The 22,916-nt window shown below is 65.2% G+C and carries 22 protein-coding genes and 1 tRNA gene; 10 read left to right on the top strand and 13 right to left on the bottom strand.

Features of this window, described 5'->3' with window-relative positions:
• Positions 1-64: 64 nt before the first annotated feature.
• The 9 genes from J3474_RS16295 to J3474_RS16255 form a co-directional block, all read right to left on the bottom strand.
• The gene (locus J3474_RS16295; protein ID WP_007012677.1) at positions 65-481 is read right to left on the bottom strand and encodes a DUF3035 domain-containing protein; all 417 of its coding nucleotides are present in this window, start codon (positions 479-481) and stop codon (positions 65-67) included.
• A gap of 4 nt (positions 482-485) precedes the next feature.
• Positions 486-992, bottom strand: a complete 507-nt coding sequence (gene lspA, locus J3474_RS16290) for a signal peptidase II (protein WP_007012678.1) — start codon at positions 990-992, stop codon at positions 486-488.
• Positions 993-1,000: 8 nt separating this feature from the next.
• Positions 1,001-3,868 (bottom strand): isoleucine--tRNA ligase, encoded by a 2,868-nt coding sequence (gene ileS / locus J3474_RS16285; protein ID WP_207094879.1) that lies wholly within the window; start codon positions 3,866-3,868, stop codon positions 1,001-1,003.
• 225 nt (positions 3,869-4,093) lie between these two features.
• Positions 4,094-5,026 (bottom strand): bifunctional riboflavin kinase/FAD synthetase, encoded by a 933-nt coding sequence (locus tag J3474_RS16280; protein WP_013831525.1) that lies wholly within the window; start codon positions 5,024-5,026, stop codon positions 4,094-4,096.
• A gap of 11 nt (positions 5,027-5,037) precedes the next feature.
• Positions 5,038-5,523 carry a dihydrofolate reductase gene (locus J3474_RS16275; protein WP_207094878.1) on the bottom strand — a complete coding sequence of 162 codons (486 nt, stop codon included), beginning with the start codon at positions 5,521-5,523 and terminating at the stop codon, positions 5,038-5,040.
• Between the two features lie 14 nt (positions 5,524-5,537).
• Entirely contained in the window at positions 5,538-6,596 is a 1,059-nt protein-coding gene (locus J3474_RS16270; RefSeq protein WP_207094877.1) for a 5-(carboxyamino)imidazole ribonucleotide synthase, read from the bottom strand.
• A gap of 58 nt (positions 6,597-6,654) precedes the next feature.
• Positions 6,655-7,110, bottom strand: a complete 456-nt coding sequence (purE, locus tag J3474_RS16265) for a 5-(carboxyamino)imidazole ribonucleotide mutase (RefSeq protein WP_174888124.1) — start codon at positions 7,108-7,110, stop codon at positions 6,655-6,657.
• Positions 7,111-7,141: 31 nt separating this feature from the next.
• Complete coding sequence (gene gpmA, locus J3474_RS16260; RefSeq protein ID WP_013831529.1) at positions 7,142-7,834, bottom strand: 2,3-diphosphoglycerate-dependent phosphoglycerate mutase; 693 nt, start codon at positions 7,832-7,834, stop codon at positions 7,142-7,144.
• Positions 7,835-7,969: 135 nt separating this feature from the next.
• On the bottom strand, positions 7,970-8,131 hold the full coding sequence (locus J3474_RS16255) for a hypothetical protein (protein WP_173364722.1): 162 nt from the start codon (positions 8,129-8,131) through the stop codon (positions 7,970-7,972).
• A gap of 128 nt (positions 8,132-8,259) precedes the next feature.
• Between J3474_RS16255 and J3474_RS16250 the strand changes: the two genes are divergently transcribed.
• The 4 genes from J3474_RS16250 (at position 8,260) to J3474_RS16235 (ending at position 13,120) form a co-directional block, all read left to right on the top strand.
• Positions 8,260-8,334: transfer RNA gene (locus J3474_RS16250), tRNA-Thr, on the top strand.
• Positions 8,335-8,541: 207 nt separating this feature from the next.
• Positions 8,542-11,304, top strand: a complete 2,763-nt coding sequence (locus J3474_RS16245) for a TonB-dependent receptor (RefSeq protein ID WP_207094876.1) — start codon at positions 8,542-8,544, stop codon at positions 11,302-11,304.
• Complete coding sequence (locus J3474_RS16240; RefSeq protein WP_242528443.1) at positions 11,304-12,395, top strand: phytase; 1,092 nt, start codon at positions 11,304-11,306, stop codon at positions 12,393-12,395. Before J3474_RS16245 ends, J3474_RS16240 begins: the two co-directional genes overlap by 1 nt.
• A gap of 110 nt (positions 12,396-12,505) precedes the next feature.
• On the top strand, positions 12,506-13,120 hold the full coding sequence (locus J3474_RS16235; RefSeq protein ID WP_041558638.1) for a lytic transglycosylase domain-containing protein: 615 nt from the start codon (positions 12,506-12,508) through the stop codon (positions 13,118-13,120).
• Positions 13,121-13,190: 70 nt separating this feature from the next.
• On the opposite strand, the gene J3474_RS16230 is transcribed toward J3474_RS16235, so the two are convergent.
• Entirely contained in the window at positions 13,191-14,072 is an 882-nt protein-coding gene (locus tag J3474_RS16230; RefSeq protein WP_013831533.1) for a UTP--glucose-1-phosphate uridylyltransferase, read from the bottom strand.
• A 145-nt stretch (positions 14,073-14,217) separates the two neighbouring features.
• On the opposite strand from J3474_RS16230, the gene murA reads away from it, so the two are divergent.
• Together murA and J3474_RS16220 are read left to right on the top strand one after the other, a co-directional pair.
• Positions 14,218-15,501 carry a UDP-N-acetylglucosamine 1-carboxyvinyltransferase gene (gene murA, locus J3474_RS16225; protein ID WP_013831534.1) on the top strand — a complete coding sequence of 428 codons (1,284 nt, stop codon included), beginning with the start codon at positions 14,218-14,220 and terminating at the stop codon, positions 15,499-15,501.
• Positions 15,502-15,568: 67 nt separating this feature from the next.
• A complete protein-coding gene (locus J3474_RS16220) occupies positions 15,569-15,793 on the top strand; it encodes a hypothetical protein (protein WP_207094875.1) in 225 nt (74 codons plus the stop codon).
• A gap of 160 nt (positions 15,794-15,953) precedes the next feature.
• Here J3474_RS16220 and J3474_RS16215 read toward each other — a convergent pair whose 3' ends face one another.
• From J3474_RS16215 to J3474_RS16205, 3 genes are all read right to left on the bottom strand, one after another.
• Entirely contained in the window at positions 15,954-16,193 is a 240-nt protein-coding gene (locus J3474_RS16215; RefSeq protein ID WP_207094874.1) for a ribbon-helix-helix domain-containing protein, read from the bottom strand.
• Positions 16,194-16,358: 165 nt separating this feature from the next.
• On the bottom strand, positions 16,359-17,081 hold the full coding sequence (gene phbB, locus J3474_RS16210; RefSeq protein WP_013831536.1) for an acetoacetyl-CoA reductase: 723 nt from the start codon (positions 17,079-17,081) through the stop codon (positions 16,359-16,361).
• Between the two features lie 147 nt (positions 17,082-17,228).
• Positions 17,229-17,921 (bottom strand): hypothetical protein, encoded by a 693-nt coding sequence (locus J3474_RS16205; protein ID WP_242528442.1) that lies wholly within the window; start codon positions 17,919-17,921, stop codon positions 17,229-17,231.
• 400 nt (positions 17,922-18,321) lie between these two features.
• On the opposite strand from J3474_RS16205, the gene J3474_RS16200 reads away from it, so the two are divergent.
• From J3474_RS16200 to holA, 4 genes are all read left to right on the top strand, one after another.
• Positions 18,322-18,786 (top strand): DUF3576 domain-containing protein, encoded by a 465-nt coding sequence (locus tag J3474_RS16200; protein WP_207094873.1) that lies wholly within the window; start codon positions 18,322-18,324, stop codon positions 18,784-18,786.
• A 74-nt stretch (positions 18,787-18,860) separates the two neighbouring features.
• Complete coding sequence (gene leuS / locus J3474_RS16195) at positions 18,861-21,380, top strand: leucine--tRNA ligase (protein WP_207094872.1); 2,520 nt, start codon at positions 18,861-18,863, stop codon at positions 21,378-21,380.
• Positions 21,377-21,874: an LPS assembly lipoprotein LptE gene (gene lptE / locus J3474_RS16190; protein WP_041558640.1), complete on the top strand. Its 498-nt coding sequence runs from the start codon at positions 21,377-21,379 to the stop codon at positions 21,872-21,874. Before leuS ends, lptE begins: the two co-directional genes overlap by 4 nt.
• Positions 21,871-22,914, top strand: coding sequence for a DNA polymerase III subunit delta (gene holA / locus J3474_RS16185; protein WP_207094871.1), 1,044 nt, complete (start codon positions 21,871-21,873; stop codon positions 22,912-22,914). The genes lptE and holA overlap by 4 nt, the downstream gene beginning before the upstream one ends.
• Positions 22,915-22,916 lie beyond the last annotated feature (2 nt).

Below are 22,916 nucleotides of genomic sequence, written 5' to 3'. Positions count from 1 at the left end.
GGCCATCCGCAAACAAAAAGGCCGGAGCAATCGCCCCGGCCCTTTCGCGATCTGTCGTGGCAAATCAGCCGCCGATGGCGGTCTGCGCGTCGCGTCCGTCGCCTTCGGGGGCGGAAAGGATCTGGCGGGTGACCTGGCCCTTGGCGACCGTGTAGGTCGAGGGATCGCCAACCGTCGAGCGGATCGCCGGGTCGGGCGTGCCGGCCATGCCCAGCGTGGTCTTCTCGATCTCGCTGCGGGCCTGCGGGCCGCCGAACATCGCGTCGAGCGTCTGCTGCTGCAGGGTGCCGTCGGTCGGGCGCGGCTGGCCTTCCTTGGGCGGGCTCAGCGAGAAATCGGGCGGTACGACCAGCGGCGACTGGCGCTGCACCGCGAATTCGTCGGGACGATTGCGATTGAACAGGCCGGTGCTGCCGCAGCCGGACAGGAACACGGCGCCTGCAGTGACGAGAACGAGGGCGCCAGTTTTCATCTTGGGCATCAAATCAACTCTCCGGGGCCGTTTCGACCGTTGAATCAGGCTTCTCGCGCGAAAGCAGGGATCGGGCAAGGATAATCAGGACGCCGATGGTAATCGCGGCATCGGCGATATTGAAGATCAGGAAGGGGCGAAATTCCCCAAAATGCAAGTCGGCATAGTCGATCACGTAGCCGAGCAGGAAGCGGTCGCGGATATTGCCGAGCGCACCGCCGAGCACGAGGGCCAGGGCGGCGATGTCGGCCATCTTGCGCTCGCGCAGCAGCCAGACGAACACGAAAGTCGCGATTGCCGCGGTCATCGCCACGAGCGCCCAGCGGCCCTCGGTCGACCCGGCAGTGAACAGGCCCAGCGAGACGCCGAAGTTCTGTGTCCAGTTGAGGTCGAAGAACGGCAACAGTTCGATGACCCGCACTTCGCGCAGGTTGAGGCCGTTCACCACCCATGACTTGAAGCCCTGGTCGATGAGGAAGACCACGGCCGCGATCAGCAGGCCCAGCAGCCGGTTGCGCATGGGACTGCTCACACAGGGGTTTCCATCGCGCCGACGACATCGTCGCAGCGATCGCACAGCGCGCCGTCCTCGGACACTTCCGGAAGGTGGCGCCAGCAGCGGCCGCACTTGTGGTGGGAGGTCGGGGACGCGGACACTGCTTCGCCTTGCCCCCGGGTCACTGTCGCTGTGATGAACAACTCGGCGAAGTCCGCTTCGGGAGCCGATGCCGGTACAGTCACTTCGGCGGCAAGGCTGGAGCCGACGATCTTCTCGCGGCGCAGCGGCTCGATCGCTTCGGTGACCTTCTCGCGCAGGTCGCGCAGGGCATCCCAGCGCGCCAGGTCGGCCTCGACCTCGGGCACCTTGGGCCATTCCAGCAGGTGGACGCTGTCGCCATCGGGATAGCGCGTGCCCCAGACTTCCTCGGCGGTGAAGACGATCACCGGCGCGGCATAGCGGATCAGCGCATGGAACAGCGTGTCGAGGACGGTGCGATAGGCGCGCCGCTTCGGATCCGTCGGCGCATCGCAGTAGAGGCAGTCCTTGCGGATGTCGAAGAAGAAGGCCGACAGATCCTCGTTGCAGAAGTCGATCAGCGATCGCACGTACTCGTTGAAGTCGTAGTCGCGGACCGCTTCGTGCAGCTTCCTGTCGAGCTTGCCGAGCAGGGCGAGCACATAGCGCTCCAGTTCCGGCATTTCGGCAACCGGCAGGCGTTCGGCTTCGTCGAAGTCGGCGAGCGCGCCCAGCATGTAGCGGAACGTGTTGCGCAGGCGGCGGTACTGGTCGGCCACGCCCTTGAGGATCTCGTCGCCGATGCGGTGGTCTTCGGTGAAGTCGACCGAAAGCGCCCAGAGCCGGATGATGTCGGCGCCGTACTGCTCCATGACCTTGAGCGGGCTGACCGTGTTGCCCAGCGACTTGGACATCTTCATGCCCTTGGCGTCCATCGTGAAGCCGTGGGTGAGGATGGCCTTGTAGGGCGCATGGCCGCGCGTCGCGCAGGCTTCGAGCAGCGAGGACTGAAACCAGCCGCGATGCTGGTCCGATCCTTCGAGGTAGAGATCGGCGATCGGGCCGACGTGATCCTCGTGCGGGGCCAGTTCGGGCCACTTGCCGCTTTCGAGGACGAAGGCGTGGGTCGAGCCGGAATCGAACCAGACGTCGAGAATGTCGGTGACCCGCTCGTAGTCGTCGGCCTCGTAGTCCGGGCCGAGGAATTCCTGCGCGCGCGCTTCGCTCCAGGCATCAACACCCGATTCGCGGATCGCGTTGATGATGCGGGCGTTGACTTCGGCGTCTACGAGGTATTCGCCGGTCTCGCGGTTGACGAACAGTGTGATCGGCACGCCCCAGGCGCGCTGGCGCGATAGGACCCAGTCGGGGCGGCCTTCGACCATCGAACCGATGCGGTTGCGGCCCTTTTCGGGAACGAAGCGGGTAGCGGCGATTGCCTGCACGGCGGCCTGGCGCAGCGTCGGGGCGGCGCCCTCGCTCTCGTCCAGTTGGTCGACCGCGCCGCCTTCGCCTTCCCAGCGCTGCTCAGCGCGGGTGGTGGCGGGCAGGTGGCCCAGCGCCTTGTCCATCGGCACGAACCACTGCGGCGTGCAGCGGAAGATCACCTTGGCCTTGGACCGCCACGAGTGCGGATAGGAGTGGCTGTAGTCCGCGCTGGCCGCCAGCAGGCCGCCGGCTTCGCGAAGGTCGCTGCAGATCGGGCCGTCGGGCGCGTTGAACTTCGGGTTGATGACCGAACCCTGGCCGCCGAGCCAACCCCAGTCCTCACGATAGCGACCGTCGCCCTCGACCGCGAACTTGGGGCTGATCCCGTTCGCCTTGCACAGGTCGAAGTCGTCCTCGCCGTGGTCGGGCGCCATGTGGACGAAGCCGGTGCCGCTTTCGGTGGTAACGAAGCTGGAGCCGTCAAGCAGCGGGCGCGGTTCGGCGAAGAAGCCGCCCAGCGCGTGCATCGGATGGCGCGCCCTGGTGCCCGCAAGCGAGGCGCCCTTGATGAAGAAGTGCAGCTTGTGGCCTTCGGCGCCGATACGCTTGAGGAAGTTCTCGACGAGCGGTTCGGCGACCATGTAGCGCGCGCCGCCCTCGACCTCGATCATGTGGTAATCGATGTGCTTGCCATAGGCGATCGCCTGGTTGACCGGGATCGTCCAGGGCGTGGTCGTCCAGATCACCACCGAGGCGCCGAGCAGGTCCTCGTCCTCGGCTTCGACGATCTCGAAGGCGACGTCGATCTGGGTGGAGACGATGTCCTCGTACTCGACCTCGGCCTCGGCCAGCGCGGTCTTTTCGACCGGGCTCCACATCACCGGCTTGGCGCCGCGGTAGAGCATGTCGTTCTCGGCGAACTTGAGCAGTTCGGTGACGATGGTCGCCTCGGCGGCGAAGTCCATCGTCAGGTAGGGCTTGTCCCAGTGGCCGTTGACGCCCAGCCGCTTGAGCTGTTCGCGCTGCACGTCGACCCAGCTCTGTGCATAGGCGCGGCATTCGGCGCGGAATTCCTCGGCCGGGACTTCGTCCTTGTTCTTCTTCTTCTTGCGGTACTGCTCCTCGACCTTCCATTCGATCGGCAGGCCATGGCAGTCCCAGCCCGGAACGTAGGGCGCGTCCTTGCCCAGCAGCGTCTGGGTGCGCGCGACCATGTCCTTGAGGATGTGGTTGAGCGCATGGCCGATGTGCATGTCGCCATTGGCGTAGGGCGGGCCGTCATGAAGGATGAACTTGTCGCGGCCCGAGCGGGCCTCGCGCGTTCTTGCGTAAATGTCCTGTTCCTGCCAGCGCGCCAGAATGCCCGGCTCCTTCTGGGGGAGTCCGGCCTTCATCGGGAAATCGGTCTTCGGCAGGAAGACGGTGCTACGATAATCGCGCTGTTCGGTCATGATCGGCGGGCGTTAGAGCAATCTGCGCCATCGGAAAAGGGTGCGCATTCGTGTCGGGCGCCAGTTCCGCCAGATTGGAGCAGAATCGGACAGGCCTGCGCGACCTTTCGCGGGGAGATGGCGGCTTGTGACCGGTCTTATCGACTTCGCCCGCGATCCGCGGAGCGCTTGGTCTCGGGCCGGGAAAACCTCGGCGAGCCCCTCAGATCAGCTCGCAGGAGCCCTTCAGGCCACGCCGGCCAGCAGCTCGCGCGCCTTCGCGCAATCGAGCGTCATCTGCGCGATCAGCGCATCGAGCGAGTCGAACTTTGCTTCGGCACGCAGGTAATGGTGGAAGGCGATTTCGATTTCCTGACCGTAGAGGTCGCCGGAAAAGTCGAAGAAATGCGGCTCGAGCAGTTCGCGCGGCGGATCGAAGGTAGGGCGCACGCCGATGTTGGCAGCGCCGAGCACCGTGCGGCCGTCGGGAAGGTGTCCGGTCACTGCATAGATGCCGTACCGCGGGCGCAGGTATGTGCCGAGGTCGAGGTTCGCGGTCGGGAAGCCGATCACGCGGCCGCGCTTGTCGCCGTGCTGGACGATGCCGCGTATGGCGAAGGGGCGGGTCAGCAGGCGCTTGACCGTCTCGCACTCGCCCGCGCGCAGAGCGTCGCGGATGCGGCTGGAGCTGATCGGGCCTTCATCGTCGTGCACCGCGCCGACCGAGCGCGAGGAGATGCCGAATTGCGGGCCCATTTCGCGCAGGATGCAGGGATTGCCGCCGCGGCCCTTGCCGAAAGTGAAGTCGTCGCCGGTCACGACGCCGGCAGCGCCGAGTTGACCGGCGAGGATTTCCTCGATCCAGTGCTCAGCCGTCGTGTTCGCCATTGCCGCGTCGAAGTGGAACACCAGCATGGCATCGGCCCCGGCTGCAGCGAATAGTTCCTGCCGCTGAGCGAGGGTGGTGAGTCGGAACGGTTCGGCTTCGGGCTGGAAATAACGCACCGGATGCGGATCGAATGTCGCCACGACGGCCGGGCGGCCTTCCGCCCGGGCCCAGGCGATCGCTTCGCCGACCACGGCCTGGTGGCCCTGGTGGAATCCGTCGAAGTTGCCCAGCGCGATGATCGCGCCGCGGCAGGATTCGGGGATGGGGTCGCGGTTGTCGAGGCGAATCATGTCGTCAGGGCCTATACGTGGCGGAGCAGCGTCACGAAAGCGTGCGCGGGACGCTCGCCTTCAGCGGGGTGCTCTTCGCGCGACGTCTCGCGCCATTGTGGACCGGCTTGCGGCATGAAAGTGTCGCCTTCGAAATCGGCGTGGACTTCGGTCAGTTCGATGCGTGTGGCCCTATCGATCAGCAGGGCGTAGATTTCCGCGCCGCCAATTACCGCGACTTCGCCTTCGCCCGCTGCCGCAAGCGCCTCTTCCACCGAGTGTGTGACTTCGGCGCCGGGAGCTTGCCAGCTTGCATCGCGGGTCAGGACGATGTGACGACGGCCGGGCAGGGGGCTGGGAAAGCTCTCGAAGGTCTTGCGGCCCATGATCATCGGCTTGCCCATGGTCATGGCCTTGAAGCGCTTGAGATCCGCGGGCAGGCGCCACGGCAACTGGCCGTCGCGTCCGATCACGCCATTGGCACTGCGGGCATAGATGAGGAAGATGTCCTGCTTCACCCCGTTTCTTGCCTTCAGTCGAGCGTCAGGCGGGTGACGTGGCCCATCTTGCGGCCTGGGCGCGCGGCGGCCTTGCCGTAGAGGTGCAGGTGGTTGGCCGGATCGGAGAGGATCGCAGGCCAGTCGTGCGCCTCGTCGCCGATCAGGTTGCGCATCTCCACGGCCCTGGCGGCAAGGCCGGTGCCGCCCAGCGGCAGCCCGCAGATCGCGCGGACGTGGTTTTCGAACTGGCTGGTGACCGCGCCTTCGATGGTCCAGTGCCCCGAATTGTGCACGCGCGGCGCCATCTCGTTGAAGACCGGGCCGTCCCTGGTCGCGAAGAATTCCAGCGTGAGCACCCCGACATAGCCCAGCGCGTCGGCGACCCTGGCCGCCAGTTCGCGCGCGGCGGGGACCTGCGCCTCGACTTCGGCGCTGGCCGGGACCGTGCTGAGTGAGAGAATGCCGCCCTCATGGACGTTCTGGGCGCTATCGAAATAGCGGATGTCGCCGTCTTCGCCGCGGCACAGGATGACCGAGAATTCGGCGAAGAAGTTCACGAACCCTTCGTAGATCAGCGGCTTGGCCGGCAGGTCCAGGCCCTTGGCGTCCTCGGCCTTCATGATCCGCCACTGGCCCTTGCCGTCATAGCCGTCGCGGCGGGTCTTGAGGATGCCCGGCGCGCCGATGGCGGCAATGGCCGCGTCGAGGTCGGCCGCCGAATCGACCGGGGCGAAGGGCGCGGGAGCGCCGCCCAGATCGGTGACGAAATTCTTTTCGTTGAGGCGGTCCTGCGCGGTTTCCAGGGCGCGCGGGTGGGGATGGAGCACGGTATCGCCAAGCTGCAGCAGCGGCGCGACCGGCACGTTCTCGAATTCGTAGGTCACCACTGCGCAGTCCGCGGCGAAGCGGGCGAGGGCTTCGGCATCGTGCCAGTCCGCACAGGTGAACGCCGCGCTTACTTCTGCAGCGATCGAATCGGCTTCGGGCGCAAAGATATGGCAGCGATAGCCGAGCTGCGCGGCCGCCACCGCGATCATCCGGCCCAGTTGGCCGCCGCCGAGAATTCCGATCGTTTCGCCTGGTGGGATCATTGGCCCGGGACTGTGCTTTCTTGGTCTTGGGTTGGGAGGAATGCGTTTCGCTTGCCGGTCAGGACGGGCGCTCGGCCACGCTCTCGGTTTGCTCGGCGCGGAACGCCTTGAGGCGTTCGGCCAGCTCGGCGTCGCCGGTGGACAGGATCGAGGCAGCAAGGAGGCCGGCGTTGGCCGCGCCCGCTTCGCCGATCGCCAGTGTGCCTACAGGAATGCCGGCGGGCATCTGTACGATCGAGAGCAGGCTGTCCTGCCCCGAAAGCGCTTTCGACTGGACCGGCACGCCCAGCACCGGCAGGTGCGTCATCGATGCGACCATGCCCGGCAGGTGCGCCGCGCCGCCCGCTCCGGCGATGATCACCTTGAAGCCTTCGTCCTCGGCGCTCTTGGCGAAAGCGACGAGACGGTCGGGAGTGCGGTGCGCGGAAACGATGCGCGCGTCGTAGGGCACGCCCAGCTTGTCGAGCATGGCGGCGGCGCGCTGCATGGTCGGCCAGTCGGACTGGCTGCCCATGATGATCGCGACAGTCGGCTGTTCGCTCACCTCAACGCTCCGACAGGTAGTAACGGTCGACCACGTTGAGGTCGGTGTCGAGGTCGTAGACGATCGGCTGGCCGGTCGGGATTTCCAGTCCGGTGATTTCCTCGTCCGAGATGTTGGAGAGGTGCTTCACCAGCGCGCGCAGGGAATTGCCGTGGGCCGAAACGATCACGGTGGCATCCGAGCTCGTCCGCAGGTGGGGGACGATCGAGCTCTGGTAATAGGGCAGGACGCGCGCGATGGTGTCCTTGAGGCTCTCGGTCTGCGGCACGTCGATTCCGGCATAGCGCGGGTCGGAGGACAGGTCGAACTCGCTGCCGCGTTCGAGGACCGGCGGCGGCGTATCGAAGCTGCGGCGCCAGATCTTCACCTGGTCCTCGCCGTGCCTGGCCGCGGTCTCGGCCTTGTCGAGGCCGGTGAGCCCGCCGTAGTGACGCTCATTGAGGCGCCAGTCCTTGGTTTCCGGGATCCACAGGATGCCCGCGGCTTCCAGCGCGAAGTGCAGCGTCTTGATCGCGCGGGTCTGCAGCGAGGTGAACGCGACGGTCGGCAGGATGCCCTTTTCCTTCAGCAGCGCGCCGGCCGCTCGGGCCTCTGCTTCGCCTTTCTCGGTGAGGTCGACGTCCCACCAGCCGGTGAAACGGTTCTCGAGATTCCATTGGCTCTGGCCGTGGCGAACGAGGATCAGGCGAGGCAAGGCGGATATCCTTTATTTGGCGGCGTCTTGGCCGTGGCGGTACCTTCGAAAGGGTCGGACTGAACTTTCAGGCCGCAGCCCCTAGCTTTCCGGGGGCGATTTGGAAAGCCTGCCCGATTCGTTTTCGCGCCCGGCTCAGTCCGGCTGCGCATCGCTCGCGGCATTGCCGGGGGTGCCCAGGGCCCGGGCCTGGGCCTTGCGGCGGCGCAAGTTCTCGCGCAGCTTGGCGGCCAGCCTTTCCTCTCGAGTCTGCGCGGCTGCGGGGGATGCCTGGGGCTTGCGGACATCGTCGTTCATGGCCATCGCAATGCCTCCATGTTCGGGAAAGCGCAAGCGACGCTTGACAATTGGTCCGCTCGCAGACAATAGCGCGCCCCTGCCCCGCATCGACGGGGAGACGGCGCCGGACTTTGCCGGTTGCAGGCGCTGCTGTAGCTCAGTGGTAGAGCGCACCCTTGGTAAGGGTGAGGTCGGGAGTTCAATCCTCCCCAGCAGCACCATTATTCTTTCATCGCCATGTCGAATGTAAGTGCTGTCGGTGCTGAAGGCGCAGACTTGCGCCGTTTTTCCCTGACCAGAGATTTAACCTAAGTTGCTGTTTTGCAACCCATTGTCATCAAACTGTCGTCGGATTGGCACGGCAGTGTCATCGTTCGTGCCTAGTGGGCGCCCCGCGACATCAGAAAAGTCACAGGGAACTCTCCACCATGAACTCCACTGCTCGCCTCCTTGCGGGGCTGCTGGCTTCGGCCTCTTTTGCCTCGATTGCCCATGCAGGCGAAATTTCCGGTAACGTCTATGACGCCACCGGCACGCGCGCTCTGCAGTCGGCCTCGGTCAGTATTGTCGAACTGGACCGTTCGGTGGAGACGGACCGCAGCGGCAATTACATCATCGCCGACATTCCGGCGGGCACCTACACGCTGGAAGCGCGCTATGTCGGCGCCGAGATCGAATCGCGGACGATCGAAGTGCCGGAGACGGGCAGCGTTTCGGGCGATTTCGACCTGCGCGGCATCGGCGGGGGCGACATCCTCGTCGTCGGCCAGGCGGCCAACCTGTCCAGCTCGCTCTCGCGCCAGAAGGCCGCCGACGGGGTGGAATCGGTGCTGACGCGCGATGCCATCGGCCAGTTCCCGGACCAGAACGTCGCCGAATCGCTGCGCCGCCTGCCGGGCGTGAACATTCTCAACGACCAGGGCGAAGGCCGCTTCGTTTCCGTGCGCGGCCTCGATCCCGAACTCAACGCCACCTCGCTCAACGGCGTGCGCGTGCCTGCGCCGGAATCGGATACCCGTCAGGTCGCGCTGGACGTCATTTCCTCCGACACGATCGAATCGATCGAAGTGAAGAAGTCGCTGACCCCGGACATGGACGCCGACACCATCGGCGCCTCGATCGAGATCAAGACCACCAGCGCCTTCGACCGCAAGAAGGACTACTACGCGGTCCGCGCCGAGGGCAGCTACAACGACTACTCGGGCGAGGTCACGCCCAAGGGCGGTTTCGACTTCTCGACGCGCATCGGCGACGACTTCGGCGTTTCGGGCGGCGTGAGCTACTACGAGCGCAAGTTCGAGACGGATAACGTCGAATCGGACAACTGGGACGCTACCGACGGCGGCATCGCCTATTCGCCCGAACTGGAATACCGCGACTACGACGTCACGCGTAAGCGCCTCAACGCGACGCTCAACTTCGACTGGCGCGTGTCCGACACGACGACCGCCTATGTGCGCGGCAACTGGAGCCAGTTCGACGATCACGAGTATCGCCGCCGCACGACCTTCATCTTCGACGCCGAGCCCTTTGCCGGCGACGATGCCAGTGCATCGTTCCGCGATTCAGACGATCGCATCGAAGTGCGCCGCGACCTCAAGGATCGTTTCGAGCGCCAGCGCATCCGCACCGTCGCGATCGGCAGCGACACCGATACCGGGACCTGGAAGTTCAACTGGTCGGCCAGCTATGCCAAGTCGACCGAGAAGGAAGACTTCTCCGTCGACCCGACCCGCTTCCGCGCCCGTTTCGACGACGATGGCGTGGCGATCGACTGGGATTACAGTGATCCGCGGGTTCCGCACTACTCGATTGCCAGCGGGGCCGACCTCGTCAACGACCCTACGCTCTACAAGTTCAACCGCACCGAGCTGACCACGAATTCGGACAGCCAGGACCGGGAATATGCGGTGAAGGCCGACCTGGCGCGGACTTTCGCGACCGACAGCGGCGACTTCACGATCCAGGCGGGCGCGAAGGCACGCTGGCGCAAGAAGTCCTACAACTTCGACATGATCTACTACGGTGACTACGACGGCGACTACACGCTTGCCGACGTGCTGGGCGAGCAGACCTACCGGCTCGACGGGATCAGCCTTGGCCCCGTCGCCAGCAAGACCGGCCCCAAGGACTTCCTGCTCGCCAACCGCGACGGTTTCGAGATCGACGGCTACGAGACCGCGCTCGCTTCGGCGACGGACGACTATTCGGTCAAGGAAGACATCACCGCGGGCTATGCCCTGGCCCGTTGGGACAGCGATGCCCTGCGCGTCATCGGCGGCGTGCGCATGGAGCACACCCGCAATGTGCTCAACGGCAACATCGTCACGGATGACGGGGATACCGTTGCCGTCGATCCGGTCCGGTTCAAGCGCAGTTACACTGACTGGCTGCCAAGCCTGACGGTCCGCTGGGCTCCGCAGAACGACCTCGTGTTCCGCGCTGCGGGCTACAAGAGCCTCGTGCGTCCCAAGCTCTCGGCAATGGCGCCGCGCAACACGGTGAACGAGGACAACGAGGCCGAATTCGGCAACCCCGATCTCAAGCCCTACGAAGCGTGGAACGCCGACGTCGGGTTCGAGTACTACTTCTCGGGCAACGGGGCGATCTCGTTCGGGGGCTTCTACAAGGATATCAGCAACTACGCGGTCAAGCAGACCTTCGACGACTTCACCTACAACGGCACGCTCTACGACCAGTTCCAGACCACCATCAACGGCGACAGCGCTCAAATAGTCGGTTTCGAAGCGAGCTTCAGCCAGGTCTATTCGATGCTGCCGGCGCCCTTCGACGGCCTGCTGACCCAGCTCAACTACACCTACACTTACGCCAACGGCACCTTGGCCGACGGTCGCAAGATCTCGCTGCCCAGCTCTTCGAAGAACACCTTCAACGTCGTGCTTGGCTATGAGAAGGGGCCGGTGGACCTGCGTCTGGCCGGGACCTATCGTGACAAGTACCTCGATGAAGTGGGTGACGATGCGACGCAAGACAGGTTCGTCGACAATCACTTCCAGCTCGATTTCTCGGGCAAGCTCAAGGTGACCGACAACCTGCGCCTGACGCTCGACGTCATCAACATCAACAACGCGAAGTACTTCGCCTACCAGAACTTCGCCGGTGCGCAGCGCCTGCTGCAGTTCGAGAAGTACGGCCCGACCTTCAAGTTCGGTGCAAGGATGAACTTCTGATGGATTGGCGGACCATCCTCGGGGCCGGGTCGGGAGTGATGCTCCCGGCCGTCCTCCTCGCCGGTTGCGCGACAACCGGCGCGCCGCCGCGCCCCTACCTGCCTGCCATCGACGTTCCGGCCCAGGCCGAAACCCTGCCGGTGGGTACGGCCCATGCCGATGCCGCCGACGACCCGGCAATCTGGCGCAATGCGGCCGATCCCGCGGCGAGCCTGATCGTCGGCACCGACAAGAAGGCCGGTCTCTATGTCTATGGTCTTGACGGCAAGGTTCGCGATTTCCTTGCTGCCGGGGCGATCAACAATGTCGACCTGCGTGAGGTGCGCATGGCCGATGGCGGCACGCGTATCCTCGTGGCTGCCAGCGACCGCACCGACAAGGCGCAGCCGCGCATTGCCCTGTTCTGGCTCGATGGTGCGACGGGCAAGTTGACGGAAATCGGTTCGGATACCTTCCTGCCTGCCGGTCATGCACCGGCCGAGGCCTACGGGTTCTGCCTTGGCGGTGCGCTCGGCCCGAACGAGCTGGCGCGGGCCTATGTCGTGCTCAAGGATGGGACCGTCGCCGAAAGCGGCCTGTACGAAAAGGATGGCCGGATCGTGCCGGACTATCTGCGGCAGGTGAAGTTCGCCAGCCAGTCGGAAGGCTGCGTCGTCGACGATGCGACACACACGCTCTACATCGCCGAAGAGGACGTCGGCATCTGGCGCGTGCCTCTGACGGGCGAACTGAAAGCCGAACCGTTCGCGCGCGTCGGGGCCGAAGACGGGCTGGTCGACGATGTCGAGGGACTTGCCATTGCCCAGAAACCGGGCGGTGGCAGCAGCTGGCTGGTGGCTTCGAGCCAGGGCGACAATGCCTATGCCGTGTTCGATCCGGCTTCGGGCAAGCTCGCAGGCCGCTTCCGCATCGATGGCGGGGCGATCGACGGGACCAGCGATACCGACGGGATCGAGGTGGTGCTCGGCGATTTCGGTCCGCAGTTCCCGGAAGGCCTGTTCATTGCGCAGGACGGGGACAACGCCCCCGATGCGCAGAACTTCAAGCTGCTCTCCTGGCGCGCGATCCGCACTGCGCTCGGCCTCGACTGACCCGAACCGGGCGCTCGCCGCACCCGGCCACCATGGTGCAATCCGCTTGAGGCTCGGGCGGCAATTGCGGTATGGGGCCGGGACTGGCGAGGGAACCGTGACCTTTGGACATGCGTAATGCGATCAGTGCTGCCCTGGGTGCCGCGCTTCTGGCCATGCCGGGCGTTGCCTGCGCCGATGTCCTGCAAGTGGGCGAGGGCGGCTTCACCTGGATTGCAGGCGGTCCGGTCCAGCTTCCCGGGCAGGAGGCCCTGGCCGGCGAAGCACTCGCGGTTCCCGAGCATCTCGACGCCGGGCTGGAGCCCCAGTCGATCACCCATGCCCTCGATGCCGCCGGGCCTTCGCGCTGGCGGACACGCGTGGCCGAGCTGGCGGCGAAGTACGACATCAGCCCCAGCCTGCTCGAAGCCGTGGTCTGGCAGGAAAGCCGCTGGAACGAAAAGGCGGTTTCCCCCGTCGGCGCGCGCGGTCTCGCCCAGCTCATGCCCGGCACCGCGCGGCAGATGGGGGTCGATGCCGCCGATCCCATGGCGAATCTGGAAGGCGGGGCGCGATACCTGCGCATGCAGCTGGACGCTTTCGGCGGCGATATCGAGAAGGCGCTGGCGGCCTACAATGCAGGGCCGATGCGCGTGCAGCAGGCCGGTGGCATCCCGCGCATTCGCGAGACGCAGGCCTATGTCGCGGCGATCATGGCGCGTTTGGCCGATCCGGTCCGCCAGTAAATCTGCTAGGCGGTTCAGGCCGTGACGGCCTAGGCGGTGCGCCGCAGCTGCAGCGCGCCCGTCCTGTCTCTCAGCCGAGCATGGCCTGCATCATCGAGCGCACTTCGGCGCCCATGTCCTCACGGTCGAGCGCGATGGCGAGGGTCGCTTCGACGAAGCCGACCTTCGATCCGCAGTCGAAGCGGCGGCCATCGAAAGTCACGGCGTGGAAAGGCTGTTCGCCGATCAGCTTGGCCATCGAATCGGTCAGCTGGATTTCGCCGCCTGCACCTTTGCCCTGGTTGGCGAGCAGGCCCATGATCTCGGGCTGGAGGATGTAGCGGCCGGAGACGATCTTGTTCGAAGGGGCGTCTTCTGCCCTGGGCTTCTCCACGAGGCCCTTCACTTCGGTAAGGTTGCCCTTGCTTTCGCCCGGCGCGATGACGCCGTAACTCGAGACTTCCTCATGCGGGACCTCGATCACCGAGACGAGGTTGCCGCCGACCTTGTTGTAGGCCTCGACCATCTGCGCCATGCAGCCGGGTGAGCCGTACATCAGCTCGTCGGGGAGGAAGATCGCGAAGGGTTCGTCGCCAACGACGGCGCGCGCGCACCAGATCGCGTGGCCCAGTCCCATCGGCACCTGCTGGCGCACGGTGACCAGATTGCCCGGCTGGATGCGCGTCGGATCCAGCGGATCGAGCGACTTTCCGCGCGAATTCATCGTCGCTTCCAGTTCGTAGGCGGTATCGAAATGCTCCACGATCGCGGTCTTGCCGCGACCTGTGACGAAGACGAACTCCTCGATCCCCGCCTCGCGCGCCTCATCCACGGCGTACTGGATCAGCGGGCGATCGACCACCGGAAGCAGTTCCTTGGGGATCGCCTTGGTGGCGGGCAGGAAGCGCGTGCCCAGACCGGCAACAGGAAAGACGGCCTTGCGGACGGGCTTGCGGAAATTGTTGTCTGACATGGACTAAGTCTTCGCCTCGCTTTGTTGCAGGCCGATTAAAGCGCCTTGGATGTGGCAGTGCAACATGAGTAAGCCTAATTCTTCGGCGACCGGAAGGTTGCGTGCGATGCTTGCCGCCCTGACGAATTCCACTAAATGGCAATAAATGGACAAGATCATCATTGAAGGCGGAAAGCGCCTTTCCGGAACGATTCCCGTATCTGGTGCCAAGAACGCCGCGCTTACGCTGCTGCCTTGCGCGCTGCTGACCGACGAACCCCTGACCCTGCGCAATCTGCCGCGTCTGGCGGATATCGACGGTTTCCAGCACCTCATGAACCAGTTCGGCGTCTCGACGATGATCGCCGGATCGCGTCCGGAAGACTTCGGCCGCGTCATGACCCTGCAGGCGACGCGCATCACCAGCTCGGTCGCCCCCTATGACCTCGTGCGCAAGATGCGCGCGTCGATTCTCGTCCTCGGGCCGATGCTGGCGCGCATGGGCGAGGCCACCGTATCGCTGCCGGGCGGCTGCGCCATCGGCAATCGCCCGATCGACCTGCACCTCAAGGCGCTGGAGGCTTTCGGCGCGCAGATCGAACTGGCTGCAGGCTACGTGAAGGCGATCGCGCCCGACGGCGGCCTGCCCGGCGGCCGCTATTCGTTCCCGGTCGTTTCGGTCGGTGCGACGGAGAACGCGCTGATGGCGGCAGTGCTTGCGAACGGCAAGTCGACGCTGCACAATGCCGCGCGCGAGCCGGAAATCGTCGACTTGTGCAACCTGCTCGTGGCGATGGGCGCGCAGATCGAGGGTATCGGCACTTCCGACCTCACCATTCATGGCGTGCCGCGCCTGCACGGTGCCACTTACATGGTCATGCCCGATCGCATCGAGGCCGGCTCCTATGCCTGCGCCGCGGCGATCACTGGCGGCGAAGTCATGCTCAAGGGCGCGCGGATCGAGGAAATGGAAGCGACCGTGCAGGCACTGCGCGATGCCGGCGTTTCCGTCGAGCCGCGCGCGGGCGGCATCCATGTTGCGTCCGACGGAAAGCTGCGCCCGGTCAACCTGTCCACTGCGCCCTATCCCGGCTTCGCCACCGACATGCAGGCCCAGCTCATGGCGCTGCTGTGCCGGGCCGAGGGTACCAGCGTTCTGAACGAGACGATCTTCGAGAACCGCTACATGCACGTTCCCGAACTCAACCGCATGAGCGCGCATATCGAGACTTCGGGCCGCACGGCCATCGTCCACGGCGTTCCCAGGCTGACCGGGGCCGAAGTCATGGCGACCGACTTGCGCGCCTCGATGAGTCTCGTCATTGCCGGCCTGGCAGCCGAGGGCGAGACCCAGGTGCACCGCCTCTATCACCTCGATCGCGGGTACGAGCGGCTCGAGGAAAAGCTTGCTCTGGTCGGCGCTCAGGTCGAACGGGTCGGCGGCGACTGAGCCGCAGGCTGCAACCACTGCCAGTGCCCATGCATTACTTCCTTGTATAGACGAGAGGAGTTGAACAATGGGCCTGATCAAGATGGCTGCAGCCGGCGCGGCCGGTTACGCGCTCTACAAATACGCGACACGCGACAAGGAAGAGACGGCCTACGCCGGTGGCGACGAGAATTTCTCGCAAGTTCGCGAAGCAGGGCCGAGTGCGATGACGAATCGGCCGTCGACATGGAACAAGGTGGACGAGGCCAGCGACGAGAGCTTCCCTGCCAGCGACCCCCCGGCAAATTACTGAAGTTCCACGTGAAACAACTTCTCCCGATGGCACTCGGGAGGTATCCGAAGGGCGGTGCCGCAAGGTTGCCGCCCTTTGCCGTTCTGCGCATGGGCATGCCCGAAGGCTTAGGTGCCCTCACTAATCGCAGGAACGCGAAATGGGGTGCGGCTGGGAGAGGCTAGGGCGTGCGCCGGTAGTTCAGTGCAAGCCAGACCCGCACGGCGCTGGCCAGCCCCGGGGGCGTTTCGGCTTCGAGGCGCTCGGCATCGATACGGGCGATAAGGGCATTCACCGGGATCTTTTCCGCTGCGGCCCTGTCCTTGAGCAAGTCCCAGAATACCGGCTCGAGACTGATCGAGGTCTTGTGCCCGGCGATCTCGACCGATCGCTTGATGGGGGGATGATAGGGGGAGGACATCGCGCGACCCTAGTTGCTCGGTTCGATGAAAACCATCGGTTCCCGGCGCGGTCGCGGGATGGCGCGCCATTCGCGGCAGCCCTCCGGGTTTTCCCCGAGGGCACCCGAACCGCAGACGTCGTGCGGGACGCGCCGGCGAAGGCCGGCCGTCCCGCAAGAGCCGGATCAGTACATGTGCTGGCCGCCGTTGATGCTCAGGGTCGAGCCGGTGACGAATGTGGCGTTCTCAGAGCAGAGGAACGCACAGCCGCGGGCGATCTCATAGGCATGGCCAAGACGGCCTACCGGGATCTTGGCGATGATCTTTTCCAGCACCGGTGGCGGTACGGCCGCGACCATGTCGGTGTCGATGTAACCGGGGGCGATGGCGTTGACGGTTACGCCGTACTTGGCGCCTTCCTGCGCCAGCGCCTTGGTGAAGCCGTGGATGCCCGACTTGGCGGCGGCATAGTTGACCTGGCCGTACTGACCGGCCTGGCCGTTGATCGAGCCGATGTTGACGATACGGCCCCAACCGCGCTCACGCATTCCGGGGAAGGTGGCCTTGGCCATGTTGAAGCAACCGCCGAGGTTGATTCGCATCACCTCGTTCCAGTCTTCGAAGCTCATCTTGTGGAGAACGCCGTCGCGGGTGATGCCGGCGTTGTTGATGACGATGTCGACCGGGCCGACTTCTTCGGCGACCTGCGCGCAACCTTCGAGACAGGCCTCGTGGTCGCCTACGTCCCATTTATATGCTGGAATGCCAGTCCGTTCCGTGAAAGCCTTCGCCTTTTCATCATTGCCCGCGTAATTCGCAACGACGTTATGCCCGCGATCCTTCAATGCGAGTGAAATTGCTTCTCCGATACCCCGAGTTCCGCCAGTAACGATTGCAACGCGTGCCATAGAGTGCCTTTCGCATGAGTTTGGCTCCACCACCTCTTTGCTAGGAAATGCGCGGGGTCAGGGCAAGGGCACGCAGTCGCCGATCGATGAATTTTCGGCCATCTGCTTCATAGGACTGTCATATTACTTTGGGCGGTCCGATTTTTGTCAGAATCGGAACTGTGTGCCGACATAGACGGCCTGGCTATCCTGTTTGCCGTCGGTCAGCGGCAGGAGGCGCTCCCGGTCCTGGGAATAGCGCACGCCGGCCGTGACGTTGAGGTTGTCGGTCACGCGATAGGCGCCGCCGAGATCGACTTCGCCGGCGTCGCCCGCAAAGGTTCGCGGAGCCCGGCCCGCCGCACGCTTCTCGTCGATCGAAATGCGCGGGCTGAAGCGCGAATCGGTAACGGTTGCCGAAGCACCGGGCGACAGGCTGAACTTCTGGAGATCGGGAATTTCCGCAGGATTGCGAGTGGCCGGCGGCTGGGTGAGATTTTGTGCGAAGTTCTGGTATCCGCGTGCCACGCCGAGATTGAATCCGGTGGGCGCCATGCGCAGGCTGCCGGGTTCCTGCTCGGCTTTGGCGACCGACGAATGGTGGCGAACGATGATGGCCTTGGCGGCCTCGGGGTCGACGCGCACGGCGACGGTCACGGCCCGGTCGGGCCGGTTGGGCGTGCCGGCCGGGGTAAAGGGGAACTGGTGGCCCTTTGCCAGCGAACGCATGGCAACGGCGCGCGAGAGGTTTTCTTCCGAGGATTCGGGATCGAGGGATTCGATGGACGGTGCGGTGAAGTTCGCGGCGCGGATGGTGGCGGTGAAAGCGAGGACAGCGCTGGGCAGGGCGAGCACGCTCACGCAGCATGCCAGCAATATGCCGGTCCTGATGCCGCCCCTGGCGGCCAGTTTGCTCCCCGAATTCATTACAAACTCTCGTCAGATGCCTGTTCGACCCCAATCGGTCCTGATGCGGCGCCTTGCGAAGGCAGCTTGGCTGCCGCCGGAATCGCTTCGCACATTTTCCCTGTCTAATGTCAGGGGCCAGCTTAACACAGTCTGATCGGCGGGGGGAGACAGAAGCGATCCATGCAGTCCGTTGGCCCGCTGGGCGTTCAGGTCGCGTTTAGGCTGTCCCCGCTTAGGCCGGTCCGTCAACGCCCGCGCTCTTGCCGCAAGTGTGTTGGCAGCTATAGAGGCGTTGACGGCGGGTTTCGTGACAGCGCTTTTCGCCACCAGGATTCAGGAATTGGGAACGACAATGACAGGCAGCACCGATACCGGCCTCTTCACTGCTCGCAACATCGTCCGCATCGGGCTTTGCGCTGCGGTGGCACTCGCTCTGACGGGCTGTGGCGGCAAGAAGCAGACCGCCGCGGTGATGGCGCCCTCGCAGGTGACCACCATCGGCGTGAACAGCTACCTCTGGCGCGCCAGCCTCGATACGCTCTCTTTCATGCCGCTGCTCCAGTCGGACAGCGCGGGCGGCGTCATCGTCACCGACTGGTACACCAACCCCAAGAATCCCGGCGAGCGGATGAAGGTCACGGTGATGATTCTCGACCAGGACCTGCGCGCCGACGCGCTGCGCGTCACCGCTGCCCGCGAAGTCGCGGCCAATGGCGGCTGGGCCTCTGCGCCGGTCGAGGCTGCGACCGTGCAGAAGCTCGAAGACATCATCCTCACCCGTGCACGCGACCTGCGTCGCAACTCGGTGGGCGGCTGATACCCATGGATTGGCGGGCCAGCCGGCCCACCACAGGTTCGCGGGTCGGCTGACCCGCAGGAGACTAGACTGACATGAGTGAGCGGTTCGATCCGGCTCAGGCGGATACCCGCTGGCAGGCGGCGTGGGACGAAGCCCAGTGTTTCAAGGCGGACGACACCTCGTCCAAGCCCCGCAGCTACGTCCTTGAGATGTTCCCTTATCCCTCGGGGCGCATTCACATCGGCCACGTGCGCAACTACACGATGGGTGACGTGCTGGCGCGCTACAAGCGCATGACCGGGCATGAAGTGCTCCACCCGATGGGCTGGGACGCCTTCGGCATGCCGGCCGAGAACGCGGCCATGGAAAAGGGCGTGCATCCCGGCGGCTGGACGCGCGAGAACATCGCGAACATGAAGGCGCAGCTCAAGCGGCTGGGCTTTGCGCTCGACTGGAGCCGCGAGATCGCCACCTGCGAGCCGGAGTACTACGGCCACGAGCAGGCGCTGTTCCTCGACCTGTACGAACACGGCCTCGTCTACCGCAAGGAATCGGCGGTGAACTGGGACCCGGTCGACCAGACGGTGCTGGCCAACGAGCAGGTCATCGACGGGCGCGGCTGGCGCTCGGGTGCACTGGTCGAGAAGCGCAAGCTCAACCAGTGGTTCCTCAAGATCACCGACTTTGCCGACGAATTGCTCGAAGGCCTCTCCAGCCTAGACAAGTGGCCGGAAAAAGTCCGCACGATGCAGGAAAACTGGATCGGCAAGAGCCAGGGCCTGCAGTTCCGCTTCGACCTCTCGGACGGCGGCAAGGTCGAAGTCTACTCGACCCGCCCCGATACGATCTTCGGTGCCAGTTTCGTAGCCGTCGCCGCCGATCACCCGATCGCGCAGGGCGTGGCCGCGGGGAACCCGGAGGTTCAGGACTTCATCGCGCTGTGCAAGCAGGGCGGGACGACCGCGGCCGAGCTGGAAACCGCCGAGAAGCTGGGCTTCGATACCGGCATCACGGCAAGGCACCCGTTCACCGGCGCCGCGCTTCCGGTCTTCATCGCCAACTTCGTGCTGATGGACTACGGCACCGGCGCGGTCATGGCCGTTCCGGGACACGACCAGCGCGACTTCGAGTTCGCGACCAAGTACGCACTGCCGATCCCGCGCGTCGTCGCGGCAAGCCTGGAAGAGGCCGACACGCCCTTCGACGGCGAGGCCGAGAGCGGTGACGGCGTCATCGTCAATTCCGACTTTCTCGACGGGATGAGCGTTGCCGAGGCGAAGGCGGACGTTATCTCCCGTGCCGAAAGCGGCGGCTGGGGCGAAGGCAAGACGGTCTGGCGCCTGCGCGACTGGGGCGTTTCGCGCCAGCGCTACTGGGGCACGCCGATCCCGTTCATCCACTGCGAAGTCTGCGGCGTCGTGCCGGTGCCCAAGAAGCACCTGCCGGTGACCTTGCCCGAGGACGTCGACTTCTCGACCCCGGGCAATCCGCTGGTCCGCCATCCGACCTGGAAGCATGTGGATTGTCCGCAGTGCGGCAAGCCTGCCCGGCGCGAGACCGATACCCTCGACACTTTCGTCGACAGCTCGTGGTACTTCCTGCGCTTCGCCAGCCAGCCCGGCGACAGGCCGTTCGATCCGGCGAAGATTGCGCAGTGGCTGCCGGTCGAGCAGTACATCGGCGGCATCGAGCACGCGATCCTGCACTTGCTCTATGCTCGTTTCTGGACCCGCGCACTTGCCCGCATCGGCAAGGTCGAGGTGAAGGAGCCCTTCGCCAGCCTGTTCACGCAGGGCATGGTCACGCACGAGACCTACGAGCGCAGGAATCCCGAGAACGGCCAGCCGATCTATTTTGCGCCGGGCGACGTCGAACGCACGGCCGAGGGGGCAACGCTCAAGGCCGATGGCGCGCCGGTCGAGATCGGCCGCGTCATCAAGATGTCGAAGTCCAAGAAGAACGTCGTCGATCCCGACGAGATCGTCGCGACTTACGGCGCCGACGCGATCCGCTGGTTCATGCTGTCCGACAGCCCGCCCGAGCGCGACCTGCCCTGGTCGGAAGCGGGTATCGAGGGCTGCGCGCGCTTCGTGCAGCGCCTGTGGCGTCTGTTCGGCCAGTACGACGCCTCGGCCGAGGGCGAGGACAAGGCGGTCGACCGCAAGGCGCACCAGACCGTCGCCGCCGTGGCCCAGGACATCGAATCGCTCGGCTTCAACAAGGCCGTCGCGCGCATCTACGAACTGACCGCCGTGATCGAGAAGGCAAAGCCATCGGCCAGCCGTTCGGAAGCGATCCGCAAGGTCCTGCTGCTCGTGGCGCCGATGATGCCGCACCTCGCCGAAGAGGCTTTCGCCACCTTCGGTCAGGGCCTTGTGGCCGAGGCCGGCTGGCCCGAAGTCGATCCGGCGCTGCTGGTCGAGGACGAAGTGACCGTCGCGATCCAGGTGAAGGGCAAGCTGCGCGACACCATCACCGTGGCCAAGGGCACGGCGAAGGAAGAACTCGAGGCGCTTGCTCTCGCCAGCGAGAAAGTGCAGCGTGCGCTCGATGGTGCCGAGGTGAGGAAAGTGATCGTCGTGCCCGACCGACTGGTGAACCTCGTCGCGTGAAACGCGCCCTGGCCCTGTTCGGAGCACTGATGCTCGCCGGCTGCGGGTTGCAGCCGATGTACGCCGGTGGCGGCAGCGGCGCCGTGGCGCGCGGCCTGTCCGACATCCAGGTGGCCGCGATAGAAGGGCGCGCGGGCTGGCTCGTGCGCAATGCTCTGGTCGATCAGTTGGGCAAGGGGCAGGCCGGCTCGACGCCGCGCTATCGCCTCGATGTCCGGCTCGATGACAAGCTGGAGGGCTTCGCGCTCTTGTCCGACGACACCGTCGGCCGTGAACGCCGTACGCTGCGGGCCCGCTATCAGCTCGTCGACCTGAACAGCGACGAGATCGTCCTCGACGCCTCCGCCGGTTCGGACGCAGGCATCGACGTGGTCTCCTCGGACTATGCGACGATCGCGGCCGAACAGGCAGCGCTGGAGAACCTCGCCAAGGACGTCGCCAACCGAATTGTCACCAATGTCGCGCTGCGTCTGCGCGGCGATACGAGCCAGTGAAGGCAACGCAGAAAGACTTCGCCGGGATCGCTTCACGCGCAGCTCGCGATGCGCGCGTTGCCTTTTTCTGCGGCCCGGACGAATCCGGCGCGCTGGACGCTGCGCACAAGCTGGTCTCTTTGCTGGCGGATCCGGGCGAGCGGATCGAGTTGCCCGGCGCGGAACTGCGCAGGGACCCGGTGCGCCTGGGTGACGAGGCCCGCTCCAATTCGCTGTTCGGTGGAACCCGCCACATCTGGGTGCGAGCGCAGGGCGACGAGGCCCATGACGCGGTGCGCAACCTGATCGAGGACGATGTCGAGTCCTGCCCGGTCGTGATTGTCGCCACCGGGGCGACCGACAAGTCGCGCACCGCGAAGCTGCTGATCAACCGCGACGATGCCCTCGTGGCGATGTTCTATCCGCCCGATCTCGGCGCCGTGACCGGCGCTGTGCGCACGATGGCCAATGGCGCCGGCCTCAAAATGGGCGGTGAACTGGCCGAGCGCATCGCCCGCGGCGCTGGTCTCGACAGCCGGATTGCCCGCTCCGAAGTGGAGAAGCTGGCGCTCTATCTCGATGCTTCGCCGGAGACGCCGCGACCGGTCTCGGCCGCCGATCTCGACGCCGTGGGCGCACAGACCGAGGACGACGATTTCTCACCCCTGGTCGATACCGTGCTCGGTGGGCGCCGTAACGCAGTTGCAAGCGAACTGAAGCGGATCCGCGAACTTGGGATGAACCCGGTCGGCCTGCTGCTTGCCTTCGAGCGTCGGACGGCGCAGCTGGCCGCGCTGAACGCGAAGCTGGGCCGCGGCGGCGACGTTGCCGGGCTCCTCAAGGCCGAAGCGGGCGCGCGTCGTGTCTTCTGGAAAGATCAGCCCGCGCTCAACGAACAATTGCGCATCTGGCGTGGTCCGCGAATCGAGCGCCTCACCGCGAAGCTTGTTGCAATGCACCAGTCGTTGCTGGCGAATAGCCAGGATGCGGAACTCCTCCTGGCTGAAGGACTGCTCGAAATAGCCAGAACCGCCTGTCTGACGGTGAAGCAGCGGATATAGGG

Origin of the sequence: Novosphingobium sp. PY1 (genome assembly GCF_017312445.1) — a bacterium.
Taxonomy (GTDB): domain Bacteria; phylum Pseudomonadota; class Alphaproteobacteria; order Sphingomonadales; family Sphingomonadaceae; genus Novosphingobium.
Note: the sequence above shows the minus strand (reverse complement) of the source record. Positions and strands in the feature narration are given on the sequence as shown.